Source organism: Acinetobacter sp. 129952, from assembly GCF_056642055.1.
On record NZ_JBWVSU010000002.1, the window covers coordinates 344,087 to 367,369 of the forward strand.

Below are 23,283 nucleotides of genomic sequence, written 5' to 3' on the forward strand. Positions count from 1 at the left end.
CACTTCTTCAAGACAAGATCAGACGTGAAAATTGCTTCGGCAATTCGGTCGGCCAGTGCAACTGATTAGACTGTTGCGCCAAAATTCCCTGCTGCTCCAGCCAGTGGTCAAATTCAGGAGCTGGTTTCAGTCCTAATAACTGTCGAATATAAAGAGCATCATGAAAGGATGTCGTCTGATAGTTCAGCATCACATCATCTGAACCGGGAATACCCATGATAAAATTCAATCCGGCATTGGCAAGCAAGGTCAGCAGTATATCCTGATCGGCATCGGCATGATTGGTGTAGCAAATATCACAGCCCATTGGCACACCGAGCAGCTTGCCACAGAAATGATCTTCCAGCCCGGCCCGGATAATCTGCTTGCCGTTATAGAGATATTCTGGCCCGATAAAGCCGACTACAGTATTGACCAGCAAGGGATTAAACTTACGCGCCACGGCGTAGGCACGCGCTTCCAGGGTCTGTTGATCCACGCCATGATGGCCATTGCTGGATAAGGCACTGCCCTGTCCGGTTTCAAAATACATGACATTTTGGCCCACTGTGCCGCGTTGCGGGCTTAAGGCAGCTTCATAGCCTTCCTGCAGCAGCGCCAGATTGATACCGAAACCAGTATTGGCTGTTTAGGTTCCCGCAATGGACTGGAACATCAGATCAATCGGAACATTTTTATTTGCCAGCTGAATGCCAGAAGTAATATGGGTCAAAACACAAGATTGAGTCGGAATCTCATATTCCTGAATGACATGATCGAGCAGTTTGAGCAGCTCAGTCAAATTCTGCAGATTATCTGTGGCCGGATTAATCCCGATCACGGCATCACCATTGCCATACATTAGTCCATCCAGAATCGAAGCTGAAATGCCTATCAGATCATCAGTCGGGTGGTTCGGCTGCAAGCGGGTAGAAAGATGCCCTGCCAGCCCGATGGTATTTCTGAACCGAGTCACTACTCGGCATTTTTTTGCCACCAGAATCAGATCCTGATTGCGCATGATTTTACTAACCGCTGCGACCATTTCTGGAATCAGGCCCATTTTTAAAGCAGCAAGTTTTTCTGTGGTGGCATCTGCACTCAGCAGCCAGTTACGGAAATCTCCGACAGTAAAATGCGAGATTGGATAAAAGGCATCAGCATCATGTTCATCCATGATCAGGCGGGTGATTTCATCCTCTTCATAAGGAACCACTGCTTCTTTCAAAAACTGCTGTAATGGTACTTCTGCCAGACGCATTTGTGCAGCGACACGCTCGGTTGCATCCACGGCCGCAATCCCTGCCAGCTGATCACCAGAACGTTCAGGCGTAGCCTTGGCCAATAAGGTTTTTAAATCCTCAAAGACATAATGCTGACTGGCCACATTGATCTGATACAGCATAAGCGTATTCTCCCTGCAAGATGGTTTATTTCAATTCCTTTTCTGCTGCCTCGATACGGACAAATTCTTCTTCCGGTGTACCGGCCACCAGATGATGACGGCTATACAGTAGGAAATAGAGAATCAGTGCCACGTAAATAGCGGCTGCCATTAACCAGACTTTTGGATCGACCAGAAAGCCTGCAACCACTGCAATCGCAGCAAGTACCAGCGCAATGGACGCAGTCACAATACCGCCCGGTGCTTTATACGGACGTGCCAGATTTGGTCGAGACAGTTTAAGCTTGATGTAGGACATCATCATCAAGACATAGGAAATGGTGGCACCAAAGACCGCCATCAGAATCAGCAGATCACCTTCACCTGAAAGGGACAGCAGGAAGCCAATAATCCCCGGAATAATGATGGCCAAATAAGGTGCATGATTGCTGTTGGTTAAGGACAATTTTTTCGGTAAATAACCGGCACGTGAGAGCGCAAAAATTTGACGGGAATAGGCATAGATAATCGAGAAGAAACTGGCAATCAGACCAGCGAGACCGACAAAATTCACGAAACTTGCCATCCAGGTATTGGCACCATAGACCGCCACCAAGGCATCCACCAGCGGTGCACCAGAATCTTTAAGCGTATCTGCACCTGCTGCGCCAGGACCGAGCAACAAAATACTTAGCGCAAAGAATGCCAGAATCAGCATGGAACCAATCAGGCCACGCGGCAAGGATTTAGCTGGCTCTTTGGCCTCCTCTGCTGCCAGCGGGACACCTTCAACTGTCAGAAAAAACCAGATCGCATAAGGCACTGCTGCCTAGATGCCCAGATAGCCCAATGGCAGGAAACTGCTTGCACCCGCCGCTTCCGTACTGACCGCAATATCAAACAGGTTTGCACTATTAAAATGAGGCAACATGCCAAAGATAAACACCATCAAGGCAACCGCAGCAATTGCGGTAATCACAAACATGATCTTGAGTGCTTCACCTGCACCTTTCAGATGCAAGCCCATAAACACCAGATAGCTCACCAGATAAATGATCCAGCCACCAATACCAAACAAGGCTTCGCAATAGGCACCAATGAAACAGGCAATTGCTGCCGGAGCAATGGCATATTCAATCAGGATGGCACTCCCGGTCAGATAGCCGCCAAAGGGACCAAAAGCAGTACGAGCAAAACTGTAACCCCCACCTGCAGTCGGCAGCATGGTCGACATTTCGGACATGGCCAGACACATACACAGATACATAAATGCCACTACAATGGTCGCAATAAACATGCCTCCTCAACCCGCCTGTGCCAGACCAAAATTCCAGCCAGCGAAGTCACCGGAAATTACGTAAGCTACTCCCAGACTGACGAGAAGCAGCCAACCTACGGCGCCTTTCTTGAGCTGGCGCAAGGCAAAATAATCTTCCTGTACTTCTGTTTCAGTCACACTGGTATCAATCACACTTTTTGACTCTGACATAGCAACCTCGTTGTTTTTATCATTGTTCCCTGAAGATATGCATAAGCCATACCAGTTCCGCAGGCTTTAGTGAAGACAGTTGATACGCTGCCTTTCAGCGATGAAATGCGTTATAATTATCCACCTTCTCATTTATACACCCGAGTTATATGGCGTATCGTCAACAAAGTGTATCGCTTGATCTTGATACTGACGTCACACATCAATGTACGCTGCACTACAGCCGTGATCAGCATCTGATTGGAATTATTGAATTTAGCAAGCCAAGCTTCCTGCTTCGCTGGCAGGATCTGGAATATTTCCGTCGTCGTACCGAAGAATTTTCCGTGATGCCTTTTCCGGACTGTGTGAATGCGATGATTATCGATATTCGAGATGTGACAGCATGGCTGGATAATGAAGTGCCGATTATTCCATGGCGTTTACTGGAAGAAGACTGTCCAGTGCGCCTGGTGGTGCCTGCAGACCGTATTGAGCACTATGCCGGATTTTTTGAACCGACCTGGCTCAGTCCCGATGTCGAAACCGCCATTCAGGAAATCCGTGAATCAATGGATATGTTTGTGCATTAAGCTTGAATCGAAAAAACCTCCGTAATGGAGGTTTTTTTATGGCTTATTCTTTTTTCATCTTTTTAGCTTAATCCCTTTATCTATTTGTATGAAGCCATTTATCAGCAGATTTTCTTTGCTGATTCAGTAACATTTCAGCAATAAATTCAGCTTGAGTCATGCTGGATTTATCCCCTAAGATGAATATAAACGAGCACTTAGACTTTATAGCAATAATCCAAATACAGTCTCAGCATTAGAAATCGGCTCAAGCATAATAATTGAAAAATGGAGTTTTACGATGAAATCAAAATATCAGTTCGCCACGCTGCTGTGTGTCAGTGCCCTGACCTTGGGACTGAGTGCCTGTAGTGATAATCAGGCGCCAAATCAGCAGCAAAGTGGCGAGAATGCTTCCGGCACACTGAATAAAATTAAACAGTCCGGCACCATTGTTCTAGGTTATCGCGACTCCTCGATTCCATTTTCCTATATTACCGACAACCCGAATCAGCCGGTTGGCTATGCGCATGACCTGCAACTGAAAGTGGTCGAAGCCGTTAAACAGAAGCTGAATCTTCCTGATTTAAAAATCCGTTATAACCTGGTGACCAGCCAGAACCGGATTCCACTGGTCTCCAACGGTACAGTAGATCTGGAATGTGGTTCGACGACTAACAACAAGGAACGTCAGCAACAGGTCGATTTCTCGGTCGGCTTCTTTGAAGTGGGTTCTCGCCTGTTAACCGCAACCGATTCCGGAATCAAGGACTTTAGCGATCTGAAAGGCAAAAAGCTGGTGACCACGGCCGGTACCACATCGGAACGTTATATCCGTCAGCATGAAAAAGAATTGGGCATTGGTGAAATTATTTCCGCCAAAGATCATGCAGAATCTTTTTTAATGCTACAAAGTGGCCGTGCTGCAGCCTTTATGATGGATGACATTCTGCTGGCCGGAGAAAAATCCAAGGCTAAAAATCCGGAGCAATGGCAGATTGTCGGGACTGCGCCAATCAATGAAATTTACGGCTGTATGCTCCGTAAAGGCGACACCAAATTTAAGCAGGTGGTCGATGACGCGATTAAAGCCACGTATAGCTCAGGTGAAATCAACAATATGTATAAAAAATGGTTCCAGTCGCCCATTCCACCGAAAAATATCAATCTAAACTTTGCCATGTCGGACGACTTAAAAAGCTTGATTAGCAACCCGCATGACCGTGATCAATAAGTTCTAAATTTTATCCACATTGCTTGGGCATGATCTGCCTGAGCATATTTGTTGGAGTTGCGATGAATTACAGCTGGAATTGGGGTGTCTTATTACAGCCGACCGGGATTGGCGATAGCACCTATCTCAACTGGATTATGACTGGCATCGGCTGGTTGGCCGTGATTGCGATTGTGGCCTGGTCGATTGCCATGCTCCTGGGTAGTCTTCTGGGCATCATGCGGACCTTACCCAGTCCTACGGCTCGAGCAATTGGGACTACTTACGTCACTATTTTCCGTAATATACCTTTACTGATCCAGTTATTTATCTGGTTTTATGTGGTGCCCGACTTTCTACCGGACAGCATTCACAACTGGTGGATCAGTGATTTAGGCGCCAATACCACGGCGCTAATTTCTGCCAGTATCGGCTTGGGGCTGTTTACCGCAGCGCGGGTTTGCGAACAGGTACGTACCGGAATTGAAGCCATCCCACCCGGGCAGGTCAATGCGGGCTATGCCATGGGTTTTAGTACCGCACAATTATACCGCTATGTGATTTTACCGCAGTCTTTCCGCATGATCTTGCCACCGCTCAGTTCTGAACTGACCAACTGCGTCAAGAATACTTCGGTGGCTTCACTGGTTGGGGTTGCAGAAATCATTTCCCAGATGAAAACCATCAGCGAATATACCCAAAATACCATTGAGATTTATACTTACGTCACACTGATTTTTATCCTGATTAATGTCTGCTTAATAGGCTTAATGAACTTCCTGGAAAAGCGCTTTCAGGTGCCTGGTCTGATTGCAGGAGCGAAATAATGGAATGGTTTACTGCATTTTTTCAGGATTTACAGTTATCAGCACCGGCCCTCTGGCATGGTTTCAGTATCACCTTAAAAGTTTTATGTTTTGCCACCGTTGGCGGAGTTTTGATTGGTACCTTGCTCGCCTTGATGCGGCTGTCGTCAATCCGGGTATTGAACTGGATTGCCAAAGGCTATGTGAATCTGTTCCGTTCGATTCCCCTGCTGTTGGTGCTGATGTGGTTCTATTTCGCTGTGCCCTTTATCTATACCGGGGTAACTGGAAACTACCTGACCATGGATACGGCACTGGTGTCCAGTATTGTTGCCTTTATGCTGTTTGAAGCGGCCTATTTTTCCGAAATTGTCCGTGCCGGGATTCAGTCCATTCCTAAGGGACAAACCGATGCCGCCTCTGCACTGGGCATGAACTATAGCCAGTCCATGCGGCTGATTGTGCTGCCTCAGGCTTTTCGCAAAATGACACCCCTGTTATTACAACAGACCATTATTTTGTTTCAGGATTCCACCATGGTCTATGCGATTGGCCTGCTGGACTTTTTCCGTACCAATTATGTCCGGGGTGACCTGATGTCTTTACTGACCCAATATATTCTTTTTGCCGGTTTGGTGTATTTCACCGTCAGCATGATCGCTACCTATATCGTGAAAAAATTACAACAGAGGTTAACTGTATGAGCGAAGCCAAAGTCATGATTGACCTCCAGCATGTCAGTAAATGGTATAAAGATTTCCAGGTACTGACTGACTGTACGACGCAGATCCGGCAAGGTGAAGTTGTTGTTGTCTGTGGCCCTTCAGGCTCAGGAAAATCCACCCTAATTAAAACCGTCAATGGCCTAGAACCTATTCAGCAAGGCAATATTCTGGTCGATGGGATTAAAATTAATGATCCGAAAACCAATTTAAATAAACTACGAAGCCGTGTGGGCATGGTCTTCCAACATTTCGAATTGTTCCCGCATCTCAGCATTACCGAAAACCTGAGCATTGCCCAGATCAAGGTATTGGGCCGTTCTGAAGCCGAAGCCAAACAGAAAGGTCTTGCCTATCTGGATCGTGTCGGCTTAAGTGCGCAAGCCAATAAATATCCGGCACAAATTTCTGGAGGACAGCAGCAACGTGTTGCGATTGCCCGTGCACTGAGTATGGATCCGATTGCCATGTTGTTTGATGAACCGACATCTGCACTTGATCCAGAGATGATTACTGAAGTACTTGATGTCATGGTCGGACTGGCTAAGGAAGGCATGACTATGATGTGTGTCACCCATGAAATGGGCTTTGCCCGACAGGTGGCGAATCGGGTGATTTTTATGGATCAGGGCAAAATTGTAGAAGATTGCACTAAAGATGACTTCTTCAATACCCCGCGTGGTGAACGTGCCCAGCAATTCCTAAACAAGATTCTGCACTAATTTATTAATTTTTTACATTTTGTCGTTCACACAAAAAAGCTCATCCTGGGATGAGCTTTTGCCGAAGAGCGATTCAGCCTTACCAGTAATTCTCGACTGCAATATTGCCTTCACCACGGCGGTTCATGGTCAGGCCACGGGCTTTTAAAGCTTCTTTGGTATCATCGACCATATCCGGGTTACCACAAAGCATGACATGCGTCGTTTCCGGATTAAACGCGATACCTGCTGCCTTTTCCAGCTCACCATTGGCAATCAAAATCGGTAAACGGTCGTGCAAAGGTGCATCAGGCTCACGGGTAATAATCGGGATAAACTTAAAACCGGTATGTCCTTCACCAAAGGTCTCGGCGATTTCCTGAATCCGGTCTACATAAGCGAGTTCTGCCCGGGTGCGCACACTATAAACCAGATTGATTTTTTCGTATTTTCTCCAGGTTTCAAAGTCTTGCAACATACAAATAAACGGTGCCAGCCCCGTGCCGGTACCCAGTAACCACAAGTCTTTAGGCAAAGGCAATTGATAACGTGCCAGAGTCAGATAACCATAAGGAATTTTTTCCAGATGCAGCACATCCCCGACTTTGAGGTGCTGTAAATTGGAAGTAAATTTACCTTCTGGAACGACAATCGAGAAAAACTCCAGAGTTTCATCAAAAGGAGATGACACTACCGAATAGGCACGAACCACCAGTTCATCCCCCACTTGCAAACCAATACGCGCAAACTGCCCTGCGGTAAACTTAAAATGTGCCGGGCGTGTCATCGTAAAACTAAATAATGTATTGGTCCAACGGTGTACAGATAAAACTTTTTCTCGGGTAAATTTTTCAATTGACATGATTTCAACGTGGCATGAAAGACTGTGCTCATGGTAGCATGGCAACATAATTTATTAATATTTTTTAAATGTTAAGGCTCTACTCATGCGCATGACTTTACGCCAATTGGCTGTTTTTGTAGCAGTGGCACAAGAGGGTACCGTAACGAAGGCTAGCGATGCCGTCAAGCTTACACAAAGTGCGGCTAGTATGGCTTTAGCAGATCTGGAAGATGGTCTGGGTGCTCCACTATTTGACCGTCTAGGCAAACGTTTACAGCTGAATGACCTGGGGCGCTTTCTTCTCCCTCAAGCCCTGGAAATTTTAGGTCGTTGTGAATCTTTTGAACAAGTCGCTAAAGGTGAGCTTCAAAGTATCGATTTACGTTTAGGTGCAACCCTGACGATTTCAGATTACCTGATTCCTGACCTAATGGCCGATTTCTTGAAAATCAAGCCGCAAGCACATTTACAGCTTCAAGTCGGTAATACCCGTCAAATGATTGAAGCGGTGAATCAGTTCCAGCTGGATCTTGCCTTAATTGAAGGTTCATGTCATTTGCCACAGCTCCAATGTATCCATTGGCGTGATGATGAGCTGGCTGTGTGCTGTGCGCCAGACCACCCTCTTGCGCAATTGAACCGTGAACTAACCGCTGAAGATTTCAAATCTGTAGAATGGATTTTGCGTGAAGAAGGTTCAGGTACCCGTGAGGTGTTTGACAATGCCATCTTGAAAGATGTACCAGATGCCAATATCCGTCTAACACTCGGTCATAATGAAGCGATTTTAAAAATTGTAGCGGGCGGAATTGGTATGTCCTGCATTTCCAAACTTGCGATTGAGCCTTTACGTGAAAAAGGTCAACTGGTAATTCTGGATACACCATTCTGGTCGCTGACTCGTCCGCTGTTCATGCTGGTACATCGCCAGAAATATCAGGGTCCAGGTCTGAGAGCCTTTATGAATTTTTGTGAAAGCTAAAATATTAGAAGCACCTTCAGGTGCTTTTTTTAGGATTCATCAAAACTGACTTTCACATGGTATCCCATCGCCGTCACCATCCATTTTAGTATTTGGACAGTTACGAATGAAAAATAATGCTTCCTCATAAGAACCCATCTGACTACAGTGTTCTCGACCATCGCATTTAAATTGAGATACAGATGGCGAAGCCGTTGCTGAAGTTTTTATATTAACGGGGTTACTTTGGATTCTTAACTCAGCACCACGATTTTCCAGGTTCTTCCTGCCCTGCTCAGATAATCCTTGCATAGGTAGATCACCTTGCGCTGCTCGCTGCTCAGCGACAATTCGTTGCTGCTCTACCATCAGTCCTTCAAGCTTTTGCTGGTTTTGAATTTGGTAGCTTTGATATTTGTTATAAACAAGACCAGCAAGAATCACAATAATCACCGGTCCTGATAGTGTGATTATTTTTGATGTAGTTGATGATTTTTTCTTTTCATAACGTAGAGAAGCTCTGGTTTCAATATCTCTATGTAGATCATTGTTTTGTGTAACAGGAACTTCTTGCTTAATATCCAAGCGAACAATATGGTTTGCCTTAAACTTTCCATTATCTTCCACAATCAAAAACTTTAATTTTTCCCCCATTTTTGGCGGAATATTTTTATTGGGAAAGTCTTTGACATGGAAAAATAAATCTTTGGATTGCCCTTCGATCTGAATAAAACCAAAACCACGATCTTCATTATAGGTTTTGATTTTCCCCTCTTGAAACATAATTCGCTCTTATCTTTAATATTTTTTATGATTGTAATCAAAAAGAGACTGAAAATCTTTTGTAAAATTCTCTAAAGTAGAAACGTAAAAACTAGAAGTGCATCTTATGGCGGAAGAATAGATCCCTAGTTAAAAGTAAAAAAAATAAAATTTCTGTTTTTATTTATACTTCGCCAAAAATCATAAAACCAACAGCTGATGCCAATGCCAGCCATAGGGTCGGACTAAAGAAAAGTGAATTACGTACAGGAACACCGACTGTGGGTGCCAAGGATTGCAAGGCGACGACTTCTGGCACAAATTCATCCTGCACTTTAATATCCAGACGTACCATGTTGTCTAAGGTCATGCTTTCTTGTTGAGGAATGATTCTAAATTTAAGCCGCTCTCCAATTTGTGGCTCAATTTCAGGCGAAGGTAAATCCTGTAGCTTGAAACTTAACTCTTGAGCTTCCCTATTAACTCCAAAGTACCCATACCACGTTCGGAATCGTAAGTTTTAATTTTTCCATCCCTAAACATGACATTTATCTCTATAGAATTCATTTAATTTGTATTCTAAGCCAAAGGAAATGTTCAGCATTATTGCTGTTTGGTGGATTTTTTATGTATTGTTTGTCTCTTTGAATATATAAGCGGTGGCATTATAAAAAAGAGGCTCGAAAGCCTCTTTTAAAATGTGACTAAACACGATTTAAGTATGAAGATTATCCATTAACCACGGAAGTTGTTTAACAGTGCCGATGTAATTGATTTATTGTGTGTCGCCACTTTGGTTTTTTTAGCTTTCTTTGAGTTGTCTTCGACACGTTCAATCTTGATCGCTTTGTACTTATCGCCATTTTCAACAACATTAAATTTCACGCGTTCATTGCGTTTTGGCTCGCCTTCTGCCGCAGGGAAGTCTGAAATATGGAAGAATACATCTCCCTCAGCGCAGCCAATAAAACCGAAACCTTTGGCAGGGTCATACTGTTTGATTTTGCCCTGATACAATTCATCTTTCATGCTATTGTCCTATCCTGAAAATGCCCTGTCTACATTATATAAAAAAGAGGCTGTAGTAGCCCCTTTTTTCATCATATTCAAAAATTAGTCTTTTTGAACTGAACCAAAGATTTTATCGCCAGCATCGCCAAGACCTGGAACGATGTAACCATTTTCATTTAAGCCATTATCGATAGAAGCAGTAAAAATCACGACATCCGGATGCGTAGCTTCTACACGCTTAATGCCTTCTGGGGCAGCAACCAGAACCATCACACGAATGTCTTTACAGCCGCTGGCTTTCAGTACATCAATTGCAGCCACTAAAGAAGAACCTGTTGCCAACATTGGATCAATGATCATCGCGATACGGTTTTGTACGTCTGGAACCAGTTTTTTATAATAGGTACGTGCTTCCAGAGTTTCTTCATCACGCTCTAAACCAAGTACCGATACTTTTGCACTTGGAATCAGGTTCAGGAAACCGTCGAGCATGCCAATACCGGCACGTAGAATTGGCACAACCGTGATTTTTTTACCCGCAATACGGTCAACTGTAACAGCACCATTCCAGCCATCAATGTCATGTTCAACCATTGGCAGGTCTTTAGTTGCTTCATAAGTTAGAAGCATGGTCACTTCTTGAGCTAACTCACGGAAATTCTTGGTACTGATATCTGCACGACGGAGTAAACCAAGCTTATGTCGAATGAGTGGATGACGGATTTCATGGATTGCCACGGGAGAACACCTAAAAGGTTAAAGATAAATTTCCGCTATTATAAAGGCTTTTATTGATTTGTATAAATAAAAAAGCCCCCAATCATGGAGGCTTTTTTGTAATAACGTCAATCTTTGCAGATATTAGTTAAAACCACTTTGAACCAAAGTGAAAATGAACTGTTGCAATTCAGGTGACATGGCAAAGAATGCATATTTAGATACTGCAATCACTGGATCTGGGTAGACACCGATCACAAGTACCGCAAGCGCAGCAAGAAGTACCATGATACCACCGACTTTTTGACCCCAATGATTCACCGCATCTAGACGTGGTGTTTCAGGTGGTGTCATGTAAAGCACAACCATCACACGTAGGTAGTAGTACAGACCGATACCAGAACCCAGGATGACCATAGCAGTCAGGAACCAGGCTTCGCCTGCAACCGCAGTTTTAATCACCAGGAACTTACCGATAAAGCCGGCAGTTAAAGGAATACCTGCAAGAGACAGCATCATCACTGTCAATACAGCAGTCAATACTGGACGGCGCCAGAACAGGCCACGGTATTCAGCCAGACTACCCGCCTCATCCGTATTGTTATACGGACTAGACATCAGCGTAACAACACCGAACGCACCGATCGTGGTTAATACATAAGTAATCACGTAGACGTTTACACTTTCAAAAGTCGCGAAACCTTGAACTTGTAAGAAATCCGTATTACGTGAACTTACGATGGCAACCAGCAAATAACCAAAGTGTGCAATTGAAGAGTATGCCAAGATACGTTTCAAGTTCACTTGGCGAACCGCCAGCAAGTTACCTGCAAGGATAGACAGAACCGCAATAATTGAGATGATCGTGACGAAGCTGTCTGCCAGAATTAGACCCGAAGACAACGCATAACGAACAAACAGACCAATCATCGCCACTTTTGCAACTGTCGCAAGGAAAGTCGCGATTGGCGCTGGTGCACCAGCGTATACGTCTGGTGTCCATTTGTGGAATGGTGCAAGCGATAATTTAAATGCCACAGCAAATACAATTAAAGCCAGACCAATCACGACAGCCGGTTGACTGAATACGGTAAACAGTTTGCCTGGTTCAGCAACGAAACTTAAAGTACCTGTATATGCATAAATATATGCCATACCCATGAGCAGCATTGCAGACGCAGTTGCTGAAAGCACCAGATATTTCACACCCGCTTCAAGCGATTGAGAACGTTGATGTGTATATGCCAACAAGCCATATACAGGAATCGACATTAACTCAAGGCTAATAAAGAATGATGCATAGTGTGAGCTAGCTACCATTAGCATGGCACCCGCAACGGATGTCAGCATCAGGATATACAGCTCTTCACGGTTATCTTTATAGGTTTCGATATACGCGTGAGATAGCGTTGCACATGCAAGTGCAGCAACCAGGATCACAAACTGGTACAGCATCGTAAATGGATCTACGATGAACAGATTCATCACGTTGGCAGGTGCAAATACGCCCGCCAACAAAACGAAAATGATATAGAACGCAGCAAGGTTTAAACCAATCACCGTGGTGGTAGCCACTAGGTTATGGTTACGCTTGATTGCGGTCAGCAACATCACGACGATCGCAGTTAACGACACGACCATCACAGGCGCTAGAGGCATAAGCTCAGAAAAAGACATTGTGAAGTTCATGGCTTATTGGATCTCCACATTTTCAAGTTGAGTCGTTACTTGATCAGCAACTTCAACCACTTCTTGAACTGGAATGTAGCTATTCGCTAACCACGCCATGCTTGAGTTAGAAACGTCAAGGAAGCTTTGTGGATATAGACCAAGCCAAAGTAGACCAAACGCACAGATCAACAATAATGCGATTTCACGTGCATTTAGATCTTTTAATGGATTTGTATAGTGCTGCTGTTGTGCTTCATTTGGTACACCAAACAGGGCTTTGTGAATCAGGATCAAACCGTACAAACCCGCAAATACCAAGCTGATTGCCGCAAGAATGGTAAACGCCGGGAATTTCGCATAAGCACCCATCAGGATCAGGAACTCACCAATGAAGTTACCTAGACCTGGAATACCAACCAACGCCGCAACGAAGAACATCAGGAAGAATGCAAGATACGGGAATTGACCACGCATACCACCCATCAAACGCATATCACGCGTATGCAAACGCTCATATACCTGACCACACATAATGAACAGTGCAGCAGATGAAATACCATGTGCCAACATCATGATCATCAGACCTTGGAAGGTCAGGATGTTACCTGCGTAGATCGCAAGTAAAACGAAGCCCATGTGTGAAATAGAGGTATAAGCCAACAGGCGTTTCATGTCGGTTTGCTGGAAAGCACACCAAGCACCGTAGAAAATACCGATTAAACCAAGAATGATTGCGAAGTCTGCAAACTGTGCAGACGCTGCCGGGAAGAACGGAATCACGAAACGTAATAAACCGTACGCCGCAGTCTTAATCAAGATACCTGCAAGATCGACAGAACCCGCTGTTGGTGCTTGCGCATGCGCATCTGGTAACCAGCCGTGTAATGGGAAAACTGGAAGTTTTACCGCAAAACCGATGAATAAACAGATCATGAATGCATAAGCCACCGCTGGCGCCTGAGCGTCAAGCGTATTCGCCACACCTAATAGATAGTTGTAGTCGAAACGGATTTCGCCAGTCATGGTATAGCCCACAGTCACCAGACCAAGGATACCAATCAGCATCACCAAACCGGCAACCTGCGTGTAAATGAAGAACTTGTTAGCTGCATAAACACGTGACTTGCCCTCTGCCCCTTTATGACCCCAAAGGGCAATCAGGAAGTAGATCGGCACCAGCATCATCTCCCAGAAGAAGAAGAACAGGAATAAGTCAATCGCCAGAAACACACCGATGACACCACCTAAAGACCATAAAAGGTTCAAGTGGAAGAAACCAACGTTCTTTTGAATCTCGCCCCATGAACAGCCTACTGCCAATACACCCAGGAGTGCAGTCAAGCCAACCATAAGAAGTGATAAACCATCCACTGCTAAGTGAATGTTAATGCCCAGGGTTTGAATCCAAGGCAATTTGAATTCGGCAGCCCACGAAGGTGTAGCACCGCCTAATTCATAGTTGTAAGTACCAGTCTGCCAAAGGACTATGGTCAAGACCAAGGTCACCAGCATACCGATCAGCGCGATATAACGCGGCAAGTGTTGGTCGAGTTTATCGACCAACCAGCATATGAAACCTGCAATGAACGGAATGAGGATCAGAGCCGGCAAAATAATATTGTTTGGAGCTTCCATTTTATTTCCCCACGACCTGAATCACGATCAAGATCATCAGTAGGACAACGACACCGAGCCCCATACTAGATGCATATTCACGCAGTGAACCGGTTTGACGTGAACTTGTAAAGCTGTGACCACCTTTAACAAGTGCAGGAAGTACCAGCCATAGGCCATCAATAGGATCACGACCAAAGATCTTCGCGAACATTAAATATGGCTTCACGAAAATGAGGTCATACAGCGTATCGAAACCTAATGCATTACGGCAGATATTGACCAAGCCAGCCCCTACAGAAGTGGCTGCAAAACGTTTGACTGCATTGTAAGCAAAAGCAAACAGCACGACACCGACTGCAAGACCTGTTAAAGCAACAGCGATTGCGATGTATTCAGCACCATGTGCACCTGCTTCAAGCGCTTCAGGAATAATGAAGGCTGGAATTTGTGCAGCATCCAGAATGCTCATCACTGGTGCTTTTAGTACGATCGCAAGACCTGTTGAAAGTACAGCAAGAATTGCCAGTGGCGCCCAGTAAGTTGCACCTTGGATTTCATGATAAGGTGTGTTTTCTTTGCCAAAGAATACAACCCAAATTAAACGGAATGTATAAATAGAGGTTAAGAATGCACCTGCAACACCGACCCAGTACAGCGTGTTATATACTGGCAAACCAGCAATATGACTTTGCGTCCAGACTGCAGCAAGAATCGCATCTTTTGAGAAGAAACCAATCGTCAGGAATGGAATCGCTGCCAATGCACCGCCACCAATCGCGAAACATGCAAACAGGAATTTGTTCTTGTAGAACAGACCGCCCATCTTGAAGATGTTTTGTTCGTGATGGTAAGCCAGAATCACCGCACCAGACGACAAGAACAATAATGCCTTGAAGAATGCGTGAGTCAGCATATGGAACAGACCTGCCTGGTATGCTTCAGCACCTACCGCCATAAACATATAACCGAGCTGACTCATGGTTGAGTATGCCAGAATACGTTTGATGTCGGTTTGAACCAGTGCAGCAAAACCAGCCACAAGCAAGGTCACCGCACCTGTGATCGAAATAAATACCATCACTTCTGGTGCAAGTTCAAAGACTGCGAATAGACGGCAGCACAGGTAAACACCCGCTGTTACCATCGTTGCAGCATGGATCAATGCAGAAACAGGTGTTGGACCTGCCATCGCATCGGCTAACCATGTTTGTAACGGGATCTGTGCAGATTTACCCGCCGCACCCAAGAACAATAACAATGCTGTCCAGATAGTCAAAGATGAACTTTGGGTCATTACAGTCGCTGCATTTTCAACGATGTACTGAATGTTCAAGGTACCGAATTGCTGGAAGATCAGGAACATGGCAATCAGCAAGAATACGTCACCGATACGGGTCACGGTAAATGCCTTGATTGCCGCCAGACCGTTTGCAGGGTTCTGGTAGTAATAACCGATCAGCAGGTATGAACACAGACCTACGCCTTCCCAACCCAGGAATAACAACGCCAGGTTGTCACCCAATACCAGCAATAACATGCTTGCAACGAACAGGTTGAAGTAAGAGAAGAAACGTGCGAAGTCTTCTTCACCGCGCATGTACCATGATGCAAAGATGTGAATTAAGAAACCCACGCCTGTCACCATGCCCAGCATCAATAAAGACAAGCCATCCAGCTGCAAGCTGATGCCCGGAGCAAAACCGCCAACACTGAACCAGGTCCAGAGATGTTGCACAACTGCAGTTGAACCATTATTCACAAAGTCCATACCCGCAATCAGTGCGAACAGTGCAGATAAACCGACTGCACCGACACCAATCATTGCTGCAACAGATTCCGGAAGCTTGTTACGCCCCGCCGCTAACAGGACAAAACCAATGAGCGGAAATAAAATTGTTAGATATAAATAACTCATCCGCGCATCTCACTAGCAGCATCCACATCCAGGTGATGGAAGCGATGATAGAACTGAAGGACGATCGCAAGACCAATACAAGCCTCTGCCGCAGCAAGCGTCAGGATCAGGATAAACATGATCTGACCATCTGGCTGTGCCCATGCACTGCCCGCCAGGACGAACGCTAAAGCAGCAGCGTTCATCATGATTTCAAGGCTCATTAAAATAAATAGTAGGTTGCGTCGCACCATTACACCGTAAAAACCCAGTGCAAAGAGAATAGATGCAACGATCAAACCATGCTCTAAAGGGATGTTGCCCATTATTCTTTTTCCTCTTCTGCATCTGGTTCACGTTTACCTAAATGGAATGCAGCTACCAGGGCAGCAAGCAATAACATCGCGGCAACTTCAACCAACAACAAGTATTGCGTAAAGAGTGCTTGACCCACTGCTTTCGGGCCCACCATTTCTGTACCCATTACCAGTGAAGCTTGTGTGTAATCAGAGTTTAATACCCATACCAGTACCAAGCCGATCAGGAAGCTCATCAACGCCGGATAAGCCCAAGCCGATGAGGTCAACCATTTGCGTTCTTGTTCAACGGTCTGCTCACCCAGGTTCAGCATCATCACTACGAACACGAACAACACCATGATCGCGCCCGCATAAACAATCACTTCCAGCGCACCAGCGAATGGTGCACCCACGATCAGGAACATGCCTGCGACTGCAAGCAATGACACGATCAGACTTAATAAAGCATGTACCGGATTCGCGTTAGTGACCACGCGAACCGTAGAGACAATGGCCACGAGGGCCATTAAATAAAATGGCCACATCATGGTAATAGACTCCGTACATCAACAGGTGCACTTTCACGCTGTGCTTGACCTTTGTCCTTACCAGCAACTGCCATACCGGTGACACGGTAGAAGTTATAGTCAGGATATTTACCAGGACCAGAAATCAGCAGGTGTTCTTTTTCATAGACCAAGTCCTGACGAACATATTCGCCAAGCTCGAAGTCCGGGGTCATCTGAATCGCAGTGGTTGGACACGCTTCTTCACACATACCGCAGAAAATACAACGCGAGAAGTTGATACGGAAAAATTCCGGATACCAGCGACCATCTTCACGTTCTGCTTTTTGTAGTGAAATACAGCCTACCGGACAGGCAACCGCACACAGGTTACATGCCACACAGCGTTCTTCGCCATCAGGGTCGCGCGTCAATACGATACGACCACGGAAGCGTGGTGGCACGATTTCTTCGGCCGGCACTTCCGGATATAAAATGGTGTCACGTTTACGTGTTGCGTGGCTGAACACCATCCACAACGAACGAACGATTGACCCGAATCCAGCTAGAAATTTAAACATTTTGTTCTCCCTGCTGTCTTAGGCCTGATTCATCAGAATCACAGCACCAGTTACCAAAAGGTTAACCAACGCCAATGGCAAGCAAATTTTCCAACCAAAGTTCATCACCTGGTCATAACGTGGACGCATTAATGAACCACGCGCCAGTACAAACATCATTACAAAGAATGCTGTTTTGATAATGAACCAGAATGCTGCTGGAAGGAACGGAATATCAAGGTTGAATGGCGCAAGCCAGCCACCGAAGAATAACGTCACGATCAATGCAGAGATCAGTACCACGTTGACGTATTCCGCAACGAAGAACATCCCCCACTTCATACCGCCGTATTCAACATGGTAACCTTCTGCCAGTTCCTGTTCTGCTTCTGGTTGGTCAAATGGATGACGATGCGTTACCGCAACACCCGCAACCACGAAGATCAAGAAACCCAGGAACTGGGGAATTACAAACCAAACATCTTTTTGCGCTTCAACGATTTCACGCATGTTGAATGAGCCGGCAATTGCCACCACACCCATCAACGAGATACCCAAGAACACTTCATAAGAAATGGTCTGAGCCGCAGAACGTAAACCGCCCAGTAAGGCATATTTGTTGTTTGATGACCAGCCACCGAACAGGACTGCATAAACTGCAATACCCGCCATTGCCATAAAGAACAACAGGCCGATGTTCATGTCTGCTACACCTAAATAAGGTGATACAGGAATAACCATGAACGACAGCACCGCAGTTGCCATCGCAACTGCTGGCGCCATACGGAACGTCAATTTGTCAGCAAACTTAGGTGTCCAGTCTTCCTTGAACATGATTTTCAGCATGTCGGCAACAATCTGGAACATACCGCCCGGACCAACACGGTTCGGACCATAACGGTCTTGCCACAAGCCGAGTAAACGACGTTCAATAAAAGACATCAACGCAGCGATCAGTACTACAACCAGCAAGATCACAATCGCTTGAATGACTGAATAGGCAATTGGCCAGTTTTCAGCCCACAACGGCGTTTGACGGATTAATTCTTGTTCCATGAATTACACTCCTACCGCGACTGAAACAGGCTCTGCAAGAGATACCGTCGGTGCCAGACCGATTGGGTAGCCAATATAACCTGTCGGTAAATATTCAATCACTTGAACTGGAAGAACGATTGATGTCTCACCTGCTTTCACCGTGATTGTCTGACCATCTTGAACATTCAGGCGCGCTGCATCCTGCTCACCCACTGCAAATACCGCTTCAGGAATACGCGTTTCCATCGCTGGTGTTTTTACCGTGAATTCACCTGAACCAAAAATATGGTGCATCGGTACTAGACGGAAGCTTTCAGCATTGACCAGAACAGGTGCCGGTGCAACGAATGTACGTGCCGGACGTTTTGCCAAACGGTCGAATAAACGAACGCCTGAATCACCACCTTTGAGTGAACCACCCACAGTTTCCTGGAACTTGTTCCAAGCTTGTGGCGAGTTCCAGCCTGCAGACCATGCAAATGGAACCAGTGGAGATGGAGTCTGGTCTCCGACATAACCTTCCATCGAGAATGTTAATGCGGAGTCTTTATCTGTAGGCTGTTTCGGCTCATGTACAGACAATGGCGAACGCATTGAAGTACGACCTGAGTAACGACGTGGTTCACGTGCCACTTTCAAACCATGAACACGGAAGCCCGCATCAGGTGCAACATCCAGAATGCCTTCAAGCGCAGGAACGTTTTTCGCCACTGACTCGATCACATCATCCAGTAAAGTCCAAGAAATCGCTTTGCCTTTTACGCCTGTTTCCAGAGCGTGTAACCAGCGCCAAGATTCCTTGATCGCCAATTCAGGATTGTAGTAGCTTGGGTCATACACTTGGTAGAAACGTTGTGCACGGCCTTCTTGAGAAACGACAGTACCATCACCTTCAGCAAACGATGCAGCAGAAAGTACGATGTCGGCTTTTTTCACTGTTGCAGTTTCAGAGTGATCCAGTACGATCACATCTTTACCTGCAAGTGCGGCATCCACTTGTGCTGCTGGTAAACGACGGTAAAGGTCATTTTCAACAATCACGACAGTGTCGTAGTCCTGAGCAAAAGCTTGCTCCAGGCTTTGACCACCGAAGATTGCCATACCCATCGAGTTCACTTCAGGAACCGTCAAGGTCAGACCTGCATTACCCAGATTCTGTGCAACTTGTGCAGCAGCTTCCATAATGGCAGGATCTTGCAAGCTTGTACCCGAGATGACCAGTGGTTTCTTCGCAGCTTTTAAAGTGTCCGCAATGGTTTGTGCAAATGCTTTGGCATCGTCATCTAAACCAAGAATCGTTTCACCCCCAACTGCTGCAGCAACTGCAAAACCTAAACGCGCGATGTCGTTTGGAGAAGCAACCACTTCACCTTCGGCAACATCAGACAAACGGGTTTGTGTCGCAGCCAGGATGTAAATCGGAGATTTCGCATCTTGTGCAATACGTTGTACCGGTTCAGCCAACCACTCTTGCGTACGGCGCTCTGCCGCCATCTCTTTGCCTTTATTTTTCGCAGCCTGGCGAACAGATAAAGCCATACGTGGCGCAGTTTGTGTGAGGTCTTCACCCAAAATTAACACAGCATCGTAGCTTTCAATTTCACGCATGTTCGGGTTGTAAACACCCTCGGTTTGCATGATAGAAGCAGCAAGTTCAACCAGGTTTTGCTCTTTTTGAGATAGACCTGTTGAGAAGTTCTCTTGACCCACCAACTCACGAAGTGCGAAGTTCGACTCAAGTGATGCACGCGGTGAACCAATACCCAATACTTTTTTGCCCTGGATATTTGCAATGACCGTGTCTAGTGCTGCATCCACTGAAACAGTTTCAACAGTTGCACCTTGACGGAATTGTGGTTGACGCGGACGGTCTTCACGGTTCACATAACCTGTACCGAAACGGCCTTTGTCGCATAGGAAGTACTGGTTGACTTCACCGTTATAACGGTTTTCTACGCGGCGAAGTTCGCCATAACGCTCACCCGGAGAGATGTTACAACCTGAAGAACAGCCTTGGCATACGCTTGGCGCATACTGCATGTCCCATTTACGGTTGTAGCGAGCCGAATGAGTTTTGTCGGTGAATACACCTGTTGGACATACTTCAGTCAGGTTGCCCGAGAATTCAGACTCTAAAGTACCTGATTCAGGACGACCGAAGTACACACGTGATGCGTTGGCATACACGCCGAAGTCCGTACCACCTGCGTAGTCTTTGTAATAACGCACACAACGGTAACACGCGATACAACGGTTCATTTCGTGGGAAATGAATGAGCCAAGCTCCTGGTTGTAATGGGTACGTTTCGTGAAACGGTAGCGACGACGGTCATGCTGCGTCATTACAGTCATATCTTGTAAATGACAGTGACCACCTTCTTCACAGACTGGACAGTCGTGCGGGTGGTTGGTCATCAAGAATTCAACAATCGAAGCACGGAAATCTTTGGCTTCTTTGTCTTCAATCGAGATGTAGGTATTGTCAGATGCAGGCGTCATACATGACATGACCAAACGGCCACGCGTATCTTCTGGATTCGCGTACTGGGTCACGGCACATTGACGGCAAGAGCCGACAGAACCTAAGGATGGATGCCAACAAAAGTATGGGATATCAATGCCAAGACTCAAACATGCTTGTAGCAAGTTTTCCGAGCCGTTGACTTCATACGATTTGCCATCGACATGAATTGTAGCCATAGTCGAATTCCTTAAGCTTGTTCTACGTTGCTGGTTTGAGCGGCGGCATTCACAACCTTCGCTTCAAATTCGCCACGGAAATATTTGAGTGCGCCCATAAGCGGCTCCATTGCACCCGGTGCGTGGGCACAGAAAGTTTTACCAATCCAAAGCTTACGAGTCAGTTCTTGTAAGTGATCGATATCTTCTTTCTTACCTGTGCCATCTTCCAGTGCTTTCAGCGCTTTCACAGCCCAAGGTAAGCCATCACGGCAAGGCGTACAGAAACCACATGATTCGCGTGCAAAGAATTCTTCGAGGTTACGTGTCGCTGAAACCATACATTGGGTTTCATCTACCACCATCAATAAGCAAGTTCCTAAACGCGAACCTGCTTTCATGATGCTTTCCGCATCCATAGGAAGATCAATATGCTCGGCAGCCAGGAAGTCAGTCGATGCACCACCCGGTAACCATGCTTTCAGTTTTAAGCCGTCACGCATACCACCAGCATGGTCTTCAATCACTTCACGTGCTGTCGTACCAAATGGAAGCTCCCATAGACCCGGGAATTTCACTTTACCTGATGCACCATAAATCTTGGTGCCTGGATCTTTCGACTTACCAGCAGATAAGTTGATGTACCATTCAGGACCACGCAGCATGATTGCCGGTAAGTTGTTGTAGGTCTCTACGTTGTTGACAATCGTAGGACGACCCCAAGCACCTGCAACTTGCGGGAATGGCGGTTTAGTACGCGGGTTGGCACGGCGACCTTCAAGCGAGTTAATCAATGCAGTTTCTTCACCGCAGATATAACGACCCGCACCGGTATGCACGTGTAACTCGAAGTTCCAGCCTGTACCGAGGATGTTATCCCCCAAATAACCTTTGGCACGAACTTGCTCAAGTGCTTCATTTAAGTACTGAGCAGCTTCGATGTACTCGCCGCGGATAAAGATATAACCGTGTGTTGCTTCAAGCGTATAACCCGCAATCAGCATCCCTTCGATCAATTGATGCGGAAGATCTTCCATCAACAAACGGTCTTTAAAGGTACCTGGTTCCATCTCATCGGCATTACAAATCAGGTAACGTGGACCTGAGTTGTCGTTTGGCGCCATGAGTGACCATTTAATGCCTGCCGGGAAGCCTGCACCACCACGACCTTTAACAGTCGCTGCTTTAACCACTTCCAATACATCTTTAGGCGACATGGTCAGTGCTTTTTTAAAGCCTGCATAACCTTCCAGCGCTTCGTAATCATCTGCATTACGTACGTTGGCTTGTTTGCTTAAACGCCATGTTAATGGATGCGTTTCCGGGTTACCGTCGCCATAAATTGGTTTTGGTTCAGTATTCATACATACTTCTCCAACAGCTGTTTCACCGAAGTCACTTCAACCAGACCGTGCGTGTCTTCATCAATCATTAAGGTTGGACCTTTGTCACAGTTGCCCAGGCAGCAAATTGGCAGCAAAGTGAAACGACCATCTGCAGTCGTTTGACCAAATTGGATTCCTAATTCGCGCTGGAATGCTTCTGCCAAAGTTTCCGCACCCATCAAGAAACACGCAATCGAATCACATAACAAAATTACGTGACGACCGACCGGCTGACGGTAAATACGGTTATAGAACGTTGCCACACCTTCAAGGTCCGCAACGCTCATGCTCAGCATTTGTGCGATGGCATTCATTTGCGCATCATCTACCCAGCCATTACGGCGTTGTACACACTTCAGCGCATCTAGACACGCTGCACGTGGGTATGGGTAGTGCCCCATGTGATGTTCGATATCGTGAATTTCGTCCGCAGTCAAAATCCCTTCAACATTCACACGTGGCTTTTTATCAGTCAAAATCATCATAATGCGTTT

General features: G+C 45.9%; 20 protein-coding genes and 3 pseudogenes. 6 read left to right on the plus strand and 17 right to left on the minus strand.

Annotated elements, in window-relative coordinates:
- Positions 1–7 precede the first annotated feature (7 nt).
- Positions 8–1,384, minus strand: a pseudogene (locus tag AC1IR0_RS04095) (ethanolamine ammonia-lyase subunit EutB).
- A gap of 25 nt (positions 1,385–1,409) precedes the next feature.
- Positions 1,410–2,852, minus strand: a pseudogene (gene eat, locus AC1IR0_RS04100) (ethanolamine permease).
- A gap of 149 nt (positions 2,853–3,001) precedes the next feature.
- Here eat and AC1IR0_RS04105 point away from each other — a divergent pair.
- The 5 genes from AC1IR0_RS04105 to AC1IR0_RS04125 all read left to right on the plus strand — a co-directional run bounded on the left by AC1IR0_RS04105 (position 3,002) and on the right by AC1IR0_RS04125 (position 6,866).
- Positions 3,002–3,424, plus strand: a complete 423-nt coding sequence (locus tag AC1IR0_RS04105; protein WP_004280758.1) for a hypothetical protein — start codon at positions 3,002–3,004, stop codon at positions 3,422–3,424.
- 280 nt (positions 3,425–3,704) lie between these two features.
- Positions 3,705–4,637, plus strand: coding sequence for a transporter substrate-binding domain-containing protein (locus AC1IR0_RS04110; RefSeq protein ID WP_409666320.1), 933 nt, complete (start codon positions 3,705–3,707; stop codon positions 4,635–4,637).
- Between the two features lie 62 nt (positions 4,638–4,699).
- Positions 4,700–5,443, plus strand: coding sequence for an amino acid ABC transporter permease (locus tag AC1IR0_RS04115; protein ID WP_409666319.1), 744 nt, complete (start codon positions 4,700–4,702; stop codon positions 5,441–5,443).
- Positions 5,443–6,126, plus strand: coding sequence for an ABC transporter permease subunit (locus tag AC1IR0_RS04120; RefSeq protein ID WP_253173902.1), 684 nt, complete (start codon positions 5,443–5,445; stop codon positions 6,124–6,126). Before AC1IR0_RS04115 ends, AC1IR0_RS04120 begins: the two co-directional genes overlap by 1 nt.
- Positions 6,127–6,140: 14 nt before the next feature.
- Positions 6,141–6,866 (plus strand): amino acid ABC transporter ATP-binding protein, encoded by a 726-nt coding sequence (locus tag AC1IR0_RS04125; RefSeq protein ID WP_409666328.1) that lies wholly within the window; start codon positions 6,141–6,143, stop codon positions 6,864–6,866.
- A gap of 79 nt (positions 6,867–6,945) precedes the next feature.
- Here the strand turns inward: AC1IR0_RS04125 and AC1IR0_RS04130 are convergent, their stop codons facing one another.
- Positions 6,946–7,707 (minus strand): ferredoxin--NADP reductase, encoded by a 762-nt coding sequence (locus tag AC1IR0_RS04130; protein WP_004732056.1) that lies wholly within the window; start codon positions 7,705–7,707, stop codon positions 6,946–6,948.
- Positions 7,708–7,792: 85 nt separating this feature from the next.
- Here AC1IR0_RS04130 and gigC point away from each other — a divergent pair, with 85 nt between their 5' ends.
- The gene (gene gigC, locus AC1IR0_RS04135) at positions 7,793–8,671 is read left to right on the plus strand and encodes a LysR family transcriptional regulator GigC (RefSeq protein ID WP_004280761.1); all 879 of its coding nucleotides are present in this window, start codon (positions 7,793–7,795) and stop codon (positions 8,669–8,671) included.
- A gap of 39 nt (positions 8,672–8,710) precedes the next feature.
- Here the strand turns inward: gigC and AC1IR0_RS04140 are convergent, their stop codons facing one another.
- From AC1IR0_RS04140 to nuoE, 14 genes and pseudogenes are all read right to left on the minus strand, one after another.
- Positions 8,711–9,433, minus strand: coding sequence for a cold shock domain-containing protein (locus AC1IR0_RS04140; RefSeq protein WP_409666315.1), 723 nt, complete (start codon positions 9,431–9,433; stop codon positions 8,711–8,713).
- A gap of 163 nt (positions 9,434–9,596) precedes the next feature.
- A pseudogene (locus AC1IR0_RS04145) lies at positions 9,597–9,955 on the minus strand (hypothetical protein).
- 192 nt (positions 9,956–10,147) lie between these two features.
- Positions 10,148–10,441: a cold shock domain-containing protein gene (locus tag AC1IR0_RS04150; protein ID WP_004732065.1), complete on the minus strand. Its 294-nt coding sequence runs from the start codon at positions 10,439–10,441 to the stop codon at positions 10,148–10,150.
- A gap of 84 nt (positions 10,442–10,525) precedes the next feature.
- Positions 10,526–11,161, minus strand: a complete 636-nt coding sequence (gene upp, locus AC1IR0_RS04155) for a uracil phosphoribosyltransferase (protein ID WP_004280765.1) — start codon at positions 11,159–11,161, stop codon at positions 10,526–10,528.
- Positions 11,162–11,284: 123 nt separating this feature from the next.
- Complete coding sequence (nuoN, locus tag AC1IR0_RS04160; RefSeq protein WP_409666311.1) at positions 11,285–12,829, minus strand: NADH-quinone oxidoreductase subunit NuoN; 1,545 nt, start codon at positions 12,827–12,829, stop codon at positions 11,285–11,287.
- Between the two features lie 3 nt (positions 12,830–12,832).
- The gene (nuoM, locus tag AC1IR0_RS04165; RefSeq protein ID WP_312325837.1) at positions 12,833–14,446 is read right to left on the minus strand and encodes an NADH-quinone oxidoreductase subunit M; all 1,614 of its coding nucleotides are present in this window, start codon (positions 14,444–14,446) and stop codon (positions 12,833–12,835) included.
- Position 14,447: 1 nt separating this feature from the next.
- Complete coding sequence (gene nuoL, locus AC1IR0_RS04170) at positions 14,448–16,343, minus strand: NADH-quinone oxidoreductase subunit L (protein WP_441365964.1); 1,896 nt, start codon at positions 16,341–16,343, stop codon at positions 14,448–14,450.
- Positions 16,340–16,648, minus strand: a complete 309-nt coding sequence (gene nuoK / locus AC1IR0_RS04175; protein WP_004280769.1) for an NADH-quinone oxidoreductase subunit NuoK — start codon at positions 16,646–16,648, stop codon at positions 16,340–16,342. Before nuoK ends, nuoL begins: the two co-directional genes overlap by 4 nt.
- A complete protein-coding gene (gene nuoJ / locus AC1IR0_RS04180; protein WP_171054322.1) occupies positions 16,648–17,166 on the minus strand; it encodes an NADH-quinone oxidoreductase subunit J in 519 nt (172 codons plus the stop codon). The genes nuoK and nuoJ overlap by 1 nt, the downstream gene beginning before the upstream one ends.
- The gene (gene nuoI / locus AC1IR0_RS04185; RefSeq protein WP_004280771.1) at positions 17,166–17,708 is read right to left on the minus strand and encodes an NADH-quinone oxidoreductase subunit NuoI; all 543 of its coding nucleotides are present in this window, start codon (positions 17,706–17,708) and stop codon (positions 17,166–17,168) included. The genes nuoJ and nuoI overlap by 1 nt, the downstream gene beginning before the upstream one ends.
- 18 nt (positions 17,709–17,726) lie before the next feature.
- A complete protein-coding gene (gene nuoH / locus AC1IR0_RS04190; RefSeq protein WP_004280772.1) occupies positions 17,727–18,743 on the minus strand; it encodes an NADH-quinone oxidoreductase subunit NuoH in 1,017 nt (338 codons plus the stop codon).
- Positions 18,744–18,746: 3 nt separating this feature from the next.
- The gene (gene nuoG, locus AC1IR0_RS04195; protein ID WP_409666740.1) at positions 18,747–21,425 is read right to left on the minus strand and encodes an NADH-quinone oxidoreductase subunit NuoG; all 2,679 of its coding nucleotides are present in this window, start codon (positions 21,423–21,425) and stop codon (positions 18,747–18,749) included.
- 11 nt (positions 21,426–21,436) lie between these two features.
- A complete protein-coding gene (gene nuoF, locus AC1IR0_RS04200; RefSeq protein ID WP_004280774.1) occupies positions 21,437–22,768 on the minus strand; it encodes an NADH-quinone oxidoreductase subunit NuoF in 1,332 nt (443 codons plus the stop codon).
- Positions 22,765–23,274 carry an NADH-quinone oxidoreductase subunit NuoE gene (gene nuoE / locus AC1IR0_RS04205; protein ID WP_004280775.1) on the minus strand — a complete coding sequence of 170 codons (510 nt, stop codon included), beginning with the start codon at positions 23,272–23,274 and terminating at the stop codon, positions 22,765–22,767. The genes nuoF and nuoE overlap by 4 nt, the downstream gene beginning before the upstream one ends.
- Positions 23,275–23,283: the final 9 nt, after the last annotated feature.